The organism is Streptomyces sp. ACA25 (assembly GCF_028200735.1).
Lineage (GTDB): Bacteria > Actinomycetota > Actinomycetes > Streptomycetales > Streptomycetaceae > Streptomyces.
Map to the genome: position 1 here is coordinate 71,299 of NZ_JAQKPV010000006.1, position 14,642 is coordinate 85,940.

A 14,642-nucleotide genomic window follows, 5' to 3' on the forward strand; every position below is an offset into this window, starting at 1 on the left:
ACCGACCGGGCCCGCGAGGGCCCCGCTGTTCAGTATGCGAGACACCACACCGCCGCTCCCCGTGGCGTCGCCGGACGGAGGAGTGAAACGCGCCGCACTGCGCACTCGGGAGCAGGCCCGCGGACAGCGGCCGGAACGTGTCTCGTGAGGAGGAGACTGCCGATGAGTGCGGGCGCCGCAGCAGGGCCGGAGCACAGCCACCCCCCGCGCCCCCTGCCGGTGCGCCGACGCGCCCTGCCCTGGGCTCTCGCCGGGCTGTGGCTGGTGGTGCTCGTTCTGGCGCTGCCGTTCGCCGGCCGGCTCCACGGCGTCACCCGGGACGACGCGGTGGACTACCTGCCGGCGGGCGCCGACTCCACCCGGGTCGCCGAGCTTCAGCAGGAACTTCCCGGCGGTGAGGCCCTTGAGGTGGTCCTCGTCCACCACCGGGAGGAAGGGCTGACCGCTGCCGACCGGGAGGCCGCCCGGCAGCAGGCCGAGGACCTCGCCCGGGAGCTCGGACTCGCAGGCACCCCGCAGGGCATGCTGTCGGAGGACCGCACCACCGAGATGCACCTCTTCACCGTGCTGGGGGTGACGGAGGACGAACGGCAGGCCGTCGTCCCCGACATCCGGGACCGGGTCCGCGAAGGTGTTCCCGAGGGCGTGTCGGTGCGGGTCGGTGGCTCGGAGGCGTTGCTCGCCGACATGGAGGATGTCTACGACGGGGTCGACGGCCCGCTCATGATGGTCACCGTCGGGGTTGTCACCGTGCTGCTGATTCTCATCTACCGCAGCCCGATGCTGTGGCTCGTCCCGCTGGTCTGCGTCGGCACCGCCGCGGTGACCGCGATGGCCGTGGTGTACGGACTGGTCCAGGGATTCGGGCTGACCGTCACCACGCTGAGTTCTTCGATCATGACGGTGCTGGTGTTCGGCGCGGGCACGGACTACGCGCTGCTGCTGGTCGCCCGGTACCGCGAGGAGCTGCGCCGCCACCCGCGACCGTCCGACGCGATGACAGCCGCGGTACGCGGCGCCGGGCCGGCGATTCTGGCCTCCTCGGGCACCGTCGCGGCCGGTCTGCTGTGCCTGCTGGCCGCCGACCTCAACAGCACGCGCGGCCTCGGTCCGGTCGGAGCGGTGGGCGTCCTGTCCGCGCTGGCCGCCATGCTCACTCTGCTGCCCGCGCTGCTGGTGCTGCTCGGCCGCCGGGTGTTCTGGCCCCGCGTCCCTGCCCACGGCGGGCCGGAGCCCTCCGGACGGAACCTCTTCGACCGGATGGGCAGCTCCATCAGCCGCCGGCCGGTGACCATCCTGGGGGCCGGTGCCGCGGTCCTCGGGGCGCTCGCCCTCGGCACGCTCAGCCTTCCGGACCAGCTCCGGCAGCAGGACAATTTCACCTCTCCGCCCGAATCCGTCACGGCCGTCGAGACCGTCGGCCGGGCCTTCCCGGAGCACAGCAGCAGTCCCCTCACCGTGCTGACCCGCACCGGGCAGGCCGGGGCGGTGCTGGAGCAGGCCAGGAACACCGACGGCGTCGCGGAAGCCGGGATCACCCGCGACGGCGCCGGCTGGACCGAGATCGCCGTCTACCCCGCCGCCGCCCCGGAAACGGCGGCAGAGGCAGACCTCATCGAGAACCTGCGTGCGGAGCTGCGTGCCGTGCCGGGAGCGGAGGCGCTGGTGGGGGGCGTCTCCGCGCAGCAACTCGACCTCGGTGCCACCTCCGCCGACGACCTGCGGACCGTCATCCCACTCGTTCTCGGCACCGTGCTGGCGATCCTGATCCTGCTGCTGCGCAGTGTGGTCGCGCCGCTGGTGCTGCTGGCCGGGGTGGTGGCGTCCTGGGGTGCGGCGCTGGGCCTGGGCGGCCTGGTCTTCGGGCCGCTGTTCGGCTTCCAGGGCACTGACCCCGTCCTGCCGATCATTTCGTTCGTCTTCGGGGTGGCGCTGGGGGTGGATTACGGGATCTTCCTGATGCACCGGATGCGGGAGGAGGTCCTGGCCGGGGCGGACACCCGGACGGCGGCGCTGACCGCGCTGCGCCGGACCGGCGGGGTGATCGCCTCGGCCGGCCTCGTGCTCGCGGCCACGTTCACCGTGCTCACCACCCTGCCCCTGGTGGTGATGATCCAGGTCGGCTTCGTGGTCGCGGTGGGGGTGCTGCTCGACACCTTCCTCGTGCGGTCCTACATCGTCACCTCCACCGCCTGGCTGCTGGGCGACCGGATCTGGTGGCCCGGCGCACTGGACCGCCGGTCCCGGCCGGCCCCCTCCCCGCGGCTGCCCGCCGCGTCCCGGCCGGCAGCTGAACGGGCCGCCGACGACCGGTGACCGGGGCGGGGGCGGCAGGCCCGTAAGCCGCTCCGGATCCGGTCCGGGACATTCCGTGTGGCGTGCATCCATTCGGGTGCCACGCGGGGAAGAGTGTGCGGGACGCGGCGGGCAGCCGCCGCGCCCTCCGCCCCGGTACGCCGCCGCCAACCCACGGAGCCGCCCGATGACGACCAGCACCCCGCCCCGGGAGAACGCCGGGAGGCCGGACGACCCGGGCGGCCCGGCCCGCCCGACTGCCCGGTACCGCGTCCTCCCGTGGGCGGCGCTGGGGCTCTGGGTCGCCCTGCTGGCGGTCCTGATGCCGTTCGCGACCCAGCTCACCGACGTGCAACAGGACGACACGGTCGAGTACCTGCCGGACAGTGCCGAGTCCACCCAGGTGGCCCGGATCCAGCAGGACCTGCCGGGCGGCGGCACCACCGACCTGATCCTGGTGTACCAGCGGGACGCCGGGCTGACCGCCCAGGACCGCGACCTCGCGCGGCAGCACGTACGGGAGATCTCCGGTTCCTACGATCTCGCGGGTGAGGCGGCCGACGGCGGGCCCCGGGGGATCCCCTCGCCCGACGGGAACACGGAGATGTACCCGCTCCCGCTGTCCGGCCTGACCGGCGAGGACGCCGACACCGAAGCGGTGCAGGACATTCGCGACCGGGTCGGGCAGGACCTGCCCGACGGGCTGACGGTGCAGGTCGGCGGCCCCGGGGCATTCAGCGCCGATGCCTCCGAGGTCTTCGGGACCATCGACACCACCCTGCTGCTGACCACCGTCGGCGTGGTCACCCTGCTGCTGATCCTCATCTACCGGAGCCCCTTGCTGTGGCTGCTCCCGCTGATCGCGGTGGGCGTCGCCGCGATGACCGCGATGGCCGTCGTGTACGGCCTGACCCAGCTGTTCGGCATCACCGTCACCACCCAGAACACCTCGATCATGACGGTGCTGATCTTCGGAGCCGGTACCGACTACGCGCTGCTCCTCGTCGCCCGCTACCGCGACGAGCTGCACTCCCACCGCCTCCCGCACACCGCGATGCTCGCCGCCCTGCGCGGTGCCGGTCCCGCCCTGCTGGCCTCCTCGGGCACCGTCGCGGCCGGTCTGCTGTGCCTGCTGGCCGCCGACCTCAACAGCAGCAGCGGACTCGGCCCGGTGGGCACCGCCGGTGTCCTGTGCGCACTGGCCGCGATGACCACGCTGCTGCCCGCGATGCTGGTGCTGCTGGGCCGCCGGGTCTTCTGGCCCAAGATCCCGCGCCACGACCCCGAGGGCGCCGCGCGGGAGTCCGGGACCACCACCCTTTTCGCCCGGCTCGGCAGCTCCGTCAGCCGTCGCCCGGTGGCCGTCCTGACCGGTGGCGTGGTGCTCCTCGGTGCCATGAGCCTCGGTGTGCTGAACCTTCCGGGACCGCTGCGCGACACCGACTTCTTCACCGACCCGCCCGAGTCGGTGGCCGCCGCTCAGACCCTTCAGGAGGCGTTCCCCGAACGCAGCACCCAGCCGATCACCGTGCTCGGCAGGACCGACCGGGCGGAGGAGACGCTGCGGGTCGTGCGAGGTGCCGACGGGGTGGAGGAGGCCGAGCGGGGGCGCGGCGACGAGGAGTGGACCGAGATCTCCGTGTTCTCCAGCAGCGTGCCCGAGTCGGAGGAGGAGAAGCAGATCATCCGGGAGCTGCGGGACGACCTGGAGACGGTGGACGGCGCGCAGGCCCTCGTGGGCGGGCCCAGTGCGCAGGCCCTGGACCTGGACAACACCAACGCCCGGGACCGGATGCTGGTGATCCCCCTGGTGCTGGTGTCCGTGCTGGCGATCCTGATCGTGCTGCTGCGCAGTGTGGTCGCGCCGCTGGTGCTGCTGGCCGGGGTGGTGGCGTCCTGGGGTGCGGCGCTGGGCCTGGGCGGCCTGGTTTTCGGGCCGGTGTTCGGCTTCGACGGCATGGACGGCTGGATTCCCCTGCTCACGTTCGTCTTCGGGGTGGCGCTGGGGGTGGACTACGGGATCTTCCTGATGCACCGGATGCGGGAGGAGGCCCTGGCCGGGGCGGACACCCGGACGGCGGCGCTGACCGCGCTGCGCCGGACCGGCGGGGTGATCGCCTCGGCCGGCATCGTGCTCGCGGCCACCTTCTCCGTCCTGATGACACTGCCCCTGGTGGTCATGGTCGAGCTGGGCTTCGTGGTGGCGGTCGGGGTGCTGCTCGACACCTTCCTCGTGCGGACGTACCTGGTGACCTCCTCGGCCTGGCTGCTCGGGCACCGCATGTGGTGGCCCGGCCCGCTGTACCGGCGGTCCGTCACGGCCGGCCGGCAGGGCGCCGTCCGGTAGCCGTTCCTGGAGCCCGCGGTGCGGCGGGTTCCCGCGGCGGGGTCAGGTGAGAGGACGGCCCGCGCCGCGAACCCACGCGGCGAGCGGACGGACGACGTGGCCGGCGTCGCGGCTCACTCCGCGCAGTGTGTTCGAGGAGAAGGAGCGCTGGAACTCCAGGCCCACGTAGGCCAGGCCGGGGTGGGTGGTGGAGATGCCGCCGCTGTGCAGCGGAGCGCCGTCCGCGTCGAGCGCGCCGAGTCCGCGCAGGTAGTCGAGGGACGGCCGGTATCCGGTGGCGAGCAGCACGGTGTCGACCGGTTCCCTGGTGCCGTCGGACCAGACGACCCCGTCACCGTCGAGGGAGCGGAACACCGGCCGCCGGTCCATCCGGCCGACGGCCAGGGCCCGCTCGTACACCCCGGTGTCCAGCACCCGGGTGCCGCCGCCGAGCGCGCCGAGCCAGGCCGCGGGCAGGTGGTCGAAGCCGCTGCCGGCCAGCCAGTGGTGGATGTCCCTGCCCAGGACGCGCCGGCGCAGGAAGCGGAGCGGGGCGCGGGTGGCCAGTGTGACCGTGGCGTGCGCCGCCAGCTCGTGGGCGATCTGCACGGCGGAATTGCCGGCCCCGACGACGACCACCCGTTGGTTCGCGAACGGCTCCGGTGAGCGGTAGTCCGCCGCGTGCAGCAGCGTGCCGGTGTACCGCTCCCGGTCCGGGAGGCGGGGGACATGCGGACGGGAGAACGAGCCGCTGGCGGCGATGACGGCGCCGGCGGGTATCTCCTCTCCGTCCGTGGTGCGCACCAGGAAGCCGGGGCCGCGCCCTTCCACTGCCTCGGCCCGGGTGCGGGTGCGGATCTCCGTGCCGAGCCGTCCGGCACAGTCCCGCAGGTAGTCCGTCACCTCGTCCCGGACGGGGTAGCGGTCGGGGTCACCGGGGAAGGGCAGGCCGGGCAGGGCGCTGAAGCGGGCGGGGGAGAAGAGGGTGAGGCTGTCGTAGTACGCGGGCCAGGAGCCCCCGGGCCGGTCACCGGCTTCCAGCAGGAGGGGGCGCAGGCCCGCCTCGTGCACCGCGCGGGCCGCGGCGATGCCGGACTGGCCGCCGCCGACGACGACAACGGGATCAGGAGAAGGCGTCATGCCGTCCAACGTATCGTCGTATCGCGAAATGTCAAAATGAACTCGGTGCGAGAAGATGGAGCCATGGCCGAACCCGTGGACGATCGCGCAGCTCCTGGGGTGACCGACGAGCTGAGTCCGGCCACGCACGACTTCCTCAAGGCCCTCGCCAGCCCGACCCGCCAGCGCATCATGCGTCTCTTCGCCGAGGGCGCCCAGCTCTCCGTGGGGGAGGTGGCCGAGCGGGCCCGGATCAGCCAGTCGACGGCCTCCGAACAGCTCACCCTGCTGCGCCGCGGTGGCGTCGTCACCTCCTGGCGGGAAGGGAAGACCGTCTACTACCGCGGTGACCGGGAGGGGACGGGCCGGGCGCTCAGCGATCTGCAGGCGTACCTGCGGTACTGCTGCTGAGGTAGGCGAGAATGCCCTCATGACCCTGTTCCGCGACGACGGCATCGTGCTGCGCACCCAGAAGCTGGGTGAGGCGGATCGCATCATCAGCCTGCTCACCCGCCACCACGGGCGGGTCCGCGCGGTCGCCCGGGGCGTGCGGCGCACCAAGTCCAAGTTCGGCGCCCGGCTCGAGCCGTTCTCGCACGTGGACGTGCAGTTCTTCGCCCGGGGTGGCGACCTGGTCGGCCGCGGCCTCCCCCTGTGCACCCAGACCGAGACCATCGCGCCCTACGGCCGCAGCATCGTCAGCGACTACTCCCGGTACACCGCGGGCACCGCCATGCTGGAGACCGCCGAGCGGTTCACCGACCACGAGGGCGAACCGAACGTCCAGCAATACCTGCTGCTCGTCGGCGGCCTGCGCACGCTCGCGGCCGGCGACCATGCCGCGGGCCTGGTACTGGACGCCTTCCTGCTCCGCTCCCTGGCCGTCGGCGGCTACGCCCCCAGCTTCGACGACTGTGCCCGCTGCGGACTGCCCGGACCGAACCGCTTCTTCTCCGTCGCGGCGGGCGGCGTGGTGTGCGCGGACTGCCGGGTGCCCGGCAGCGTCCTGCCGTCCCACGAGGCGCTGACGCTGCTCGGCGCGCTGCTCACCGGTGACTGGGCGACCGCCGACGCCGCCGAGGCCCGGCACGTCCGGGAGGGCAGCGGGCTGGTCTCGGCCTACCTGCACTGGCACCTGGAGCGCGGTCTGCGCTCCCTGCGGTTCGTCGAGAAGGGCTGACGGCCCTCCGGTCACCGGCAGGCCGGCCCCGGCGACCGGTTAGGCTCGCAGCCAGTCCGAACGACCCAGGAGAATCCCTATGGCCCGCCGCGGAATGCTGTCCCGGCAGCATCGCGCCTACCGCGCACCTGAGCCGCACCCCTCCGGCGCCCGCCCGCCCGAACTGCCCCGCGAGCTGATCCCCGGGCACGTGGCGATCGTGATGGACGGCAACGGCCGCTGGGCCAAGGAGCGCGGATTGCCGCGCACCGAGGGGCACAAGGTCGGCGAGAGCGTGGTCCTGGACGTGGTCAAGGGCTGTCTGGAGCTCGGCGTCGGCAACCTCTCGCTGTACGCCTTCTCCACCGAGAACTGGAAGCGCTCCCCGGAGGAGGTCCGCTTCCTCATGGCCTTCAACCGCGACGTCATCGACCGGCGCACCGAGGAACTCGACGCCATGGGCGTACGCATCCGCTGGGCGGGCCGCCGGCCGCGGCTGTGGACCTCCGTGGTCGACAAGCTCCGGGCGGCCGAGGAGCGCACCCGGGACAACGACGCGATGACGCTCTACATGTGCGTCAACTACGGCGGCCGGGCGGAGATCGCCGATGCCGCCGGCCGGCTCGCCGCCGACGCCCGGGACGGAAAGATCGATCCGGAGAAGGTCACCGAGAAGACGCTCGCGCGCTACCTGTACCACCCGGACATGCCGGACGTGGACCTGTTCCTGCGCCCCTCGGGTGAGCAGCGCACCTCCAACTACCTGCTGTGGCAGAGCGCCTACGCGGAGATGGTGTACCAGGACGTGCTCTGGCCCGACTTCGACCGGCGCCACCTGTGGCGGGCCTGCGTGGAGTACGCCTCCCGCGACCGGCGCTTCGGGGGTGCCCTGCCCAATGCGGTGCCGCCAGGCAGCGGGACGGAGGCCGACCCGGAGCCGGACGGCACCGCGGCCGGACCGTAGGCGTCCTCAGCCGGGCGGTGTCTCCCCCGGGGGGATGCGCAGCGTGCGCTCCAGCTCCACGGCCTCCACACCGTCGACCGCCCTGAGTTCGGGCAGCCTGTCCTCATCGATCGTGCCCGAGAAGGCCCCGATCTCCGGGTGCTCCGCCTCCACCATCAGCCCGGCCGCCCGGGCAGCGGCCACCACCTCGGCGAACCTGCTCGGCTCCGCCGAGACCACGACCTGCACCTCGGCGATCATGAGGCCCTCACCAGGCCCGCGCCGACGTCGGCGGCCGGCAGCGGCAGCCGGTGGGCCAGCGACGGCAGCAGCGTTTTCAGCTCGGCGGCGGTGGCCTCCGGCTCCTGCTCGGCGAGCAGGGCCAGAACCCCGGACACGTGCGGAGTCGCCATGCTGGTGCCCATCAGCCGCTCGTAGTGGGCCGGGGCCGGCCAGGAGGACAGCACGTCCACGCCCGGAGCCGCGATGTCGACCTGGCCGTCGTCCGGGGTGGTCCCGGCGCTGGAGAAGAACGCGATGCCGAGGTCCCGGTCGACGGCCCCGACGGCCAGCACCGAGGGGCAGTTCGCGGGGTGGCCGACCGGAGCCACCCGCCCCGGCCGGTCGCTCTCGTTGCCCGAGGCGGCGACCAGGATGCTGCCGGCGTGCAACGCTCGCCGCGCCACCTGCTCGTACACGCGCGAGTGCGGCTGCCCGGGGCGGGTGGGGGCGCCCAGGGACATCGAGATCACCCGGCAGCCCTGTTCCACCGCCCAGTTGATACCGGCCAGGATCTGGCTGTCCGTACCGCTGCCCTGGTCGCTCAGCACCTTCCCGACGACGATGTCCGCCTCCGTGGCCACGCCGTAGCGGGGCGCCTCCCCGGGCTCGGCCGGGCCGCACGCCGTGCCGACGCAGTGGGTGCCGTGCCCCTGACCGTCCTCCACCGACTCCCCCGCCACGAACGACAGCGTGGCACCGAGGCGCCCGGCCAGGTCGGGGTGCGAGAGCGCCACGCCGGTGTCCAGCACGGCGACCCGCACGCCGCGCCCGGTGGCGGAACACTCCGTGATCCCGGTCGCCTGCAGCCCCCACGTCATGGAGGTCTCGGACCACCCGGGGGCGCGGTCGCCGTCCCGGCCGGCCGCCGTCGCCGGACGCTCCAGGGCCTGGTCGACCAACTGCGCCACCCCGTCGCGGTACCCCTGCAGGTAGTCCGCGGAGGCCGTCAGCTCCGGGGGAGGGGAGACCGCGGAGGCGAACAGCAGGCGCTCACGTTCCACGTGCAGGACGGCCGGACTTTCCCGTGCGGTGACGAGCAACGCGTCGCGCTGGTCCGGGAAAGCCTCCACCACGGCCACGCCGAGACCGTCGAAAACCACCGAGCCCGCTTCCTCCAGCGCCTCGGCGGTGCCTCCGCTCTCGCTTCCCGTCACCCGCTGGGCAGGGGCGATGCCCGCGCCCGAGCGGAGGGCGTCCAGGCCCCGGGTGCCGGACCGGGGGTCCAGAAGGACCAGGTAGCGGCCCGTCCAGGTCCCCGGCAGTTTCGTGACTCCTCTGTCGGCGAAGGGATGGCCCCCGTGCTCGGCGTGCCCGCCGTCGCCGCCCGGTTGTGCGTGCTGCATGGCCACTCCTCGGTGCGGGCAGCGCCCCACCGCCCGCACGCCATGACCGTTCCTGAGACCGCGGCCGAGGGCCGGGTGAGGTACTGCGGTGGTCCCCGAGTACGTCCTTCCACGGTCCTGCCGTTCGCCGCCGACAGCAACTTGAAAGGCCCTCCGGGCCAGGCACCGGGCCGGGCCGGCCCGGCGTCGCCGCAGACCGCCGTCGCGGAACCTGACCGGTACGGCACTAACGCTTGGCGCACTCCCCGCAGGTGCCGAAGATCTCCACGGTGTGGCCGACATCGACGAAGCCGTGCTCCGCGGCGACCGCGTCGGCCCACCTCTCCACCGCGGGGCCCTCCACCTCCACGGCCTTGCCGCAGGTGCGGCACACCAGGTGGTGATGGTGATCGTCGGTGCTGCACCGGCGGTACACCGCTTCGCCGTCGTGGGTGCGCAGAACGTCGACCTCACCCGCGTCGGCCAGGGACTGCAGGGTGCGGTAGACGGTCGTCAGCCCGACCGAGTCACCGCGGTGCTTGAGCATGTCGTGCAGCTCCTGTGCGCTGCGGAACTCGTCGACCTCCGAGAGCGCCGCGGCCACTGCCGTGCGCTGCCGAGTCGACCGGCCGCGGACCGGGGGTCCTGCCGTCGCCACTATGTGCCTCCTCGTTGCACCTGGCGCCAATGCTGCGCTGCCATTGTGCCAGGTGGTCAGGCAGCGGCGACCGACGCGCCCGTGGCGGCGGGTTCCGGGACCGCTTCCCGCCTGGCCCGCCGCCTGGCCAGCGGAAGAGTGAGGAGCGCGATCAGGGCGAACACGCCCATGGCGATGAGCACGATGGTGGCACCGGGCGGCACGTCCGCGTAGTACGAAGTGACCGTTCCGGACACCGACACCAGCACGCCGATGGTCACCGAGAGGCCGAGCGTCGCCGCGAAGCCGCGGGTGACCTGCTGGGCGGCGACCACCGGGATCACCATGAGGGCGCTCACCAGCAGCAGGCCGACCACCCGCATCGCCACCGTGACGGTGGCCGCGGCGGTGATGGCGAGCAGAAGGTTCAGCAGCCGCACCGGCAGGCCGGTGACCCGGGCGAACTCTTCGTCCTGGCAGATGGAGAACAGCTGGCGGCGGAGGCCGATGCAGACGGTGAGAACGAAGGCGGAGAGCACGGTGATGGCCGTGATGTCACTGGGGGAGACGGTGGTGACCGAGCCCCAGAGGAACGTGGTGAGGCTGGCCGTGGAGCCGCCCGGCGCCAGGTTGATGATCATGACGCCACCGGCCATGCCGCCGTAGAACAGCATGGCGAGGGCGACGTCGCCGCGGGCCCGGCCGGAGATCCGGATGAGCTCCATGACGACCGCGCCGAGCGCCGAGACCAGCATCGCCATCCAGACCGGGTTGGTGCTGAACAGAAAGCCGAGCGCGACGCCGGTGAGCGCCACGTGGCCGATGCCGTCACCCATCAGGGCCTGCCGGCGCTGGACGAGGTAGATGCCCACGGCCGGAGCGGCGATGCCGATCAGAACCGCCGCCAGCAGGGCGCGCTGCATGAAGGGGTAGTCGAGGAGTTCGAGCATCACAGGATCCCGGTCTGGAGCTGGGGTTCCGCCGAGGGCTCCGGCGCGTCGGGAGGGTGGCAGGCGTGCGTCTCGGGCAGCTGGGAGGGATGCTCGACCTGGCGCTCTACGCGCCCGTCGGAGAGCACCACCGCCCGGTCGATCAGCGGCTCCAGCGGCCCGAGCTCGTGCAGGACCAGCAGTACCGAGGTGCCTTCCGCGGCCTGGACGCGCAGGGCGTCGGCGAGGATCCGCTGGCTGGCGAGGTCCACCCCGGCCAGCGGCTCGTCCATGATCACCAGGTCGGGCCCGGTGGTGAGGGCCCGGGCGATCAGCACCCGCTGGTGCTGGCCTCCGGAGAGTGTGTTCACCGAGTCCGAGGCCCGGTCGGCGAGGCCGACCAGCCGCAGGGCATCCTGCACCGCGGCCCGGTCGGCGCGGCTGAAGGGCCGGAATCCCCGGTGGGCCAGGCGGCCGGAGGAGACCACCTCTCGGACGGTCGCCGGGACCCCGCCGGCGGCGGTGGAACGCTGCGGTACGTAGCCGATGCGCCGCCAGTCGTGAAAGCGGCGCACCGGGGTGCCGAAGAGTTCCAGACCGCCGCCGGTGAGCGGCACCTGTCCGACCGCCGCCCGCACGGTCGTCGACTTCCCCGAGCCGTTGGGCCCGAGCAGAGCCACCACCTCACCCGGCTGCACAGTCAGATCGATCCCGCGCAGCACGGGGCGCCCGCCGAGTTCGGCGGTCACTTCGCTGAGCGATATGACGGGCTCCATGGGAGGCCTCCGGTGGTTCTCCATCAGGGGAGGGCGGTCACGAGGCGGCGCCGAGCGCCTTCTGCAGAGCCTCGAGGTTGGCGCGCATGACCTCGAAGTAGTCCTCGCCCCGGGACTCGTCCGTGAGCCCTTCCAGCGGGTCCAGGACATCGGTCTGCAGGTTGAGGTCCTCGGCCAGGGTCCGGGCCGTCGCGTCACTGGCCAGTGTCTCGAAGAATACCGTCGTCACGCCCTCGTCCTTCGCGACGGCGTGCAGCTCCCGCATACGGGCGGCGCTGGGCTCCGACTCCGGGTCGATGCCGGCGATGGCTTCCTCGCGGATGCCGTAGCGCCCGGCGAGGTGCCCGAAGGCCGCGTGAGTGGTGATGAAGGTGTCGGTTTCGGTGTTCGTCAGACCGGACGCGAACTCCTCGTGCAGGGTATGCAGCTCGGCGACCAGGTCCGCGGTGTTCTTCTCGTAGTCGGCGGCGTTGTCCGGGTCGGCCTCGGCCAGGACACCCCCGACTCCTTCGGCGACCTCGGCGTACTTCAGCGGGTCGAGCCAGACGTGCGGGTCCCCGGGGCCGTGGTCGTGGTCGTCCTCGTGGCCGTGCCCGTCCTCGTCCTCGTGCGCGTCGTCGTGGCCGTGGTCGTCGTCGTGCGCGTCGTCGTGGCCGTGGTCGTCGTCGTGCGCGTCGTCGTGGCCGTGGTCGTCGTCGTGCGCGTCGTCGTGACCGTGCCCGTCGTCGTGCGCGTCGTCGTGACCGTGCCCGTCGTCCTCGTGCGCGTCGTCGTGACCGTGGTCGTCGTCGTCATGCGCGTCGTCGTGGCCGTGGCCGCCGTCGTGCGGGTCGACCGAGGTGTACGAGGTGGCCTCGGCGATGTGCTCGACGCCGGACTGCGCGATGGCCGCGTCGATGGCGGGCTGCAGACCCTCCAGGTAGACGACCGCGTCCGCCTCGGTGAGCTGGGCGGTCTGCCGCGGGCTCAGCTCCAGGTCGTGCGGGTCGATGCCGGGCCCGGTGAGGGTGGTCACCGACACATGCTCACCACCGATCCGCTCGGCCAGAAACTCCATGGGATAGAAGGACGCCATCACATCGAGCCGGCCGCCCTCCGGGCTCTCCTCCGCGGTGGAGTCGGCGGTCCCGCAGGCTGACAGGGCGAGCAGGCTCAAAGTAGTGGCTCCCGCGGCGAGGCTGCCGGGGACTATTCGGGGCGAACGGGAGGAACGGGTGGCACGAGGAGCGGTCATGACAGCCATTTTCAGATATTATGGAAACCGTTGTCAATTGCATGAGCGCCTCTGTGACGACCGACTCGTCCTCAGGCCGGCCCCGGGTGTCCGGTTGATCCGCCACCGATTTGCTGCGGCACCCCGCTCCGCCGGTAACCTGGCCCGACTCCATCGCCGTCATGAAGAGAGCACCGTGGCAGCCGACAAGATCGACACCATCGTCAGCCTCAGCAAGCGCCGTGGCTTCGTCTACCCCTGCAGTGAGATTTACGGCGGCCAGCGGGCTGCCTGGGACTACGGACCCCTCGGTGTTGAACTGAAGGAAAACATCAAGCGCCAGTGGTGGCGCGCCATGGTCACTTCGCGTGATGACGTGGTGGGCATCGACTCGTCGGTGATCCTCGCCAGTGAGGTGTGGGAGGCATCGGGTCATGTCTCCACTTTCAGTGATCCGCTCACCGAGTGCACCTCGTGTCACAAGCGCTACCGGGCCGACCACCTGGAGGAGGCCTACGAGGCCAAGCACGGGCGGCCCCCGGCCGCCGGTCTCGCCGACCTGAACTGCCCGCACTGCGGGAACAAGGGTGGCTTCACCGAGCCCAAGCAGTTCTCCGGGCTGCTCTCCACCCACCTCGGCCCCACCCAGGACTCCGGATCGGTGGCCTACCTCCGGCCGGAGACCGCCCAGGGCATCTTCACCAACTTCGCCCAGGTCCAGCAGACCTCCCGCAAGAAGCCGCCGTTCGGCATCGCCCAGATGGGCAAGTCGTTCCGGAACGAGATCACTCCCGGCAACTTCATCTTCCGGACCCGTGAGTTCGAGCAGATGGAGATGGAGTTCTTCGTCAAGCCGGGCGAGGACGAGCAGTGGCAGGAATACTGGATGGAGCAGCGCTGGAACTGGTACCGCGGCCTCGGGCTGAGCGAGGCGAACATGCGCTGGTACGAGCACCCCAAGGACAAGCTCTCGCACTACTCCAAGCGCACCGCCGACATCGAGTACCGCTTCTCCTTCGGCGGCTCGGAGTTCGGTGAGCTGGAGGGGGTGGCCAACCGCACCGACTTCGACCTCACGGCCCACTCCAAGGCCTCCGGTCAGGAGCTGAACTACTTCGACCAGGAGGCCGGCGAGCGCTGGACGCCGTACGTCATCGAGCCGGCGGCGGGGGTGGGCCGGGCGATGCTCGCGTTCATGCTCGACGCCTATCTCGAGGACGAGGCGCCCAACGCCAAGGGCAAGCTGGAGAAGCGTGTCGTGATGCGCCTCGACCCGCGCCTGGCGCCGGTCAAGGTCGCGGTTCTGCCGCTGTCCCGCAACCCGCAGCTCTCCCCGAAGGCCAAGGGCCTGGCGAGCGCGCTGCGCCAGCACTGGAACATCGATTTCGACGACGCGGGTGCCATCGGCCGACGCTACCGCCGTCAGGACGAGATCGGCACGCCGTTCTGCGTCACCGTCGACTTCGACACTCTGGACGACAACGCGGTGACCGTGCGGGAGCGCGACACCATGAAGCAGGAGCGGGTCTCGCTCGATCAGATCGAGTCCTACCTCGGCAGTCGCCTGCTCGGTTGCTGATCCGTCACAGCTAGGGCACAACGCCCGGTATCCGGCCTCAACTGGCCTTCGGATACCGGGCG

General features: G+C 71.9%; 13 protein-coding genes. 6 read left to right on the forward strand and 7 right to left on the reverse strand.

The window, feature by feature from the left end:
* Window positions 1–162 precede the first annotated feature (162 nt).
* Both PJ985_RS11740 and PJ985_RS11745 read left to right on the forward strand, forming a co-directional pair.
* Entirely contained in the window at window positions 163–2,316 is a 2,154-nt protein-coding gene (locus PJ985_RS11740; protein ID WP_271683617.1) for an MMPL family transporter, read from the forward strand.
* Between the two features lie 166 nt (window positions 2,317–2,482).
* Window positions 2,483–4,642: an MMPL family transporter gene (locus tag PJ985_RS11745; RefSeq protein WP_271683618.1), complete on the forward strand. Its 2,160-nt coding sequence runs from the start codon at window positions 2,483–2,485 to the stop codon at window positions 4,640–4,642.
* Between the two features lie 42 nt (window positions 4,643–4,684).
* Here the strand turns inward: PJ985_RS11745 and PJ985_RS11750 are convergent, their stop codons facing one another.
* Window positions 4,685–5,761, reverse strand: coding sequence for a flavin-containing monooxygenase (locus PJ985_RS11750; protein WP_271683619.1), 1,077 nt, complete (start codon window positions 5,759–5,761; stop codon window positions 4,685–4,687).
* Window positions 5,762–5,824: 63 nt separating this feature from the next.
* Here PJ985_RS11750 and PJ985_RS11755 point away from each other — a divergent pair, with 63 nt between their 5' ends.
* From PJ985_RS11755 to PJ985_RS11765, 3 genes are all read left to right on the forward strand, one after another.
* Complete coding sequence (locus tag PJ985_RS11755) at window positions 5,825–6,151, forward strand: ArsR/SmtB family transcription factor (RefSeq protein WP_271683620.1); 327 nt, start codon at window positions 5,825–5,827, stop codon at window positions 6,149–6,151.
* A gap of 19 nt (window positions 6,152–6,170) precedes the next feature.
* Window positions 6,171–6,920 (forward strand): DNA repair protein RecO, encoded by a 750-nt coding sequence (gene recO / locus PJ985_RS11760; protein WP_271683621.1) that lies wholly within the window; start codon window positions 6,171–6,173, stop codon window positions 6,918–6,920.
* Between the two features lie 79 nt (window positions 6,921–6,999).
* Entirely contained in the window at window positions 7,000–7,863 is an 864-nt protein-coding gene (locus PJ985_RS11765; protein ID WP_271683622.1) for an isoprenyl transferase, read from the forward strand.
* Between the two features lie 6 nt (window positions 7,864–7,869).
* Here PJ985_RS11765 and PJ985_RS11770 read toward each other — a convergent pair whose 3' ends face one another.
* The 6 genes from PJ985_RS11770 to PJ985_RS11795 form a co-directional block, all read right to left on the reverse strand.
* Window positions 7,870–8,103, reverse strand: coding sequence for a hypothetical protein (locus PJ985_RS11770; protein WP_271683623.1), 234 nt, complete (start codon window positions 8,101–8,103; stop codon window positions 7,870–7,872).
* Window positions 8,100–9,467, reverse strand: coding sequence for a S8 family serine peptidase (locus PJ985_RS11775; protein WP_271683624.1), 1,368 nt, complete (start codon window positions 9,465–9,467; stop codon window positions 8,100–8,102). Before PJ985_RS11775 ends, PJ985_RS11770 begins: the two co-directional genes overlap by 4 nt.
* A gap of 226 nt (window positions 9,468–9,693) precedes the next feature.
* Complete coding sequence (locus tag PJ985_RS11780) at window positions 9,694–10,104, reverse strand: Fur family transcriptional regulator (protein ID WP_271683625.1); 411 nt, start codon at window positions 10,102–10,104, stop codon at window positions 9,694–9,696.
* A gap of 56 nt (window positions 10,105–10,160) precedes the next feature.
* Window positions 10,161–11,033 carry a metal ABC transporter permease gene (locus tag PJ985_RS11785; protein WP_271683626.1) on the reverse strand — a complete coding sequence of 291 codons (873 nt, stop codon included), beginning with the start codon at window positions 11,031–11,033 and terminating at the stop codon, window positions 10,161–10,163.
* Complete coding sequence (locus PJ985_RS11790) at window positions 11,033–11,812, reverse strand: ABC transporter ATP-binding protein (protein ID WP_271683627.1); 780 nt, start codon at window positions 11,810–11,812, stop codon at window positions 11,033–11,035. Before PJ985_RS11790 ends, PJ985_RS11785 begins: the two co-directional genes overlap by 1 nt.
* Before the next feature lie 13 nt (window positions 11,813–11,825).
* Window positions 11,826–13,022, reverse strand: coding sequence for a metal ABC transporter substrate-binding protein (locus PJ985_RS11795; RefSeq protein WP_443033469.1), 1,197 nt, complete (start codon window positions 13,020–13,022; stop codon window positions 11,826–11,828).
* A gap of 175 nt (window positions 13,023–13,197) precedes the next feature.
* Between PJ985_RS11795 and PJ985_RS11800 the strand changes: the two genes are divergently transcribed.
* The gene (locus tag PJ985_RS11800; RefSeq protein WP_271683629.1) at window positions 13,198–14,580 is read left to right on the forward strand and encodes a glycine--tRNA ligase; all 1,383 of its coding nucleotides are present in this window, start codon (window positions 13,198–13,200) and stop codon (window positions 14,578–14,580) included.
* Window positions 14,581–14,642 lie beyond the last annotated feature (62 nt).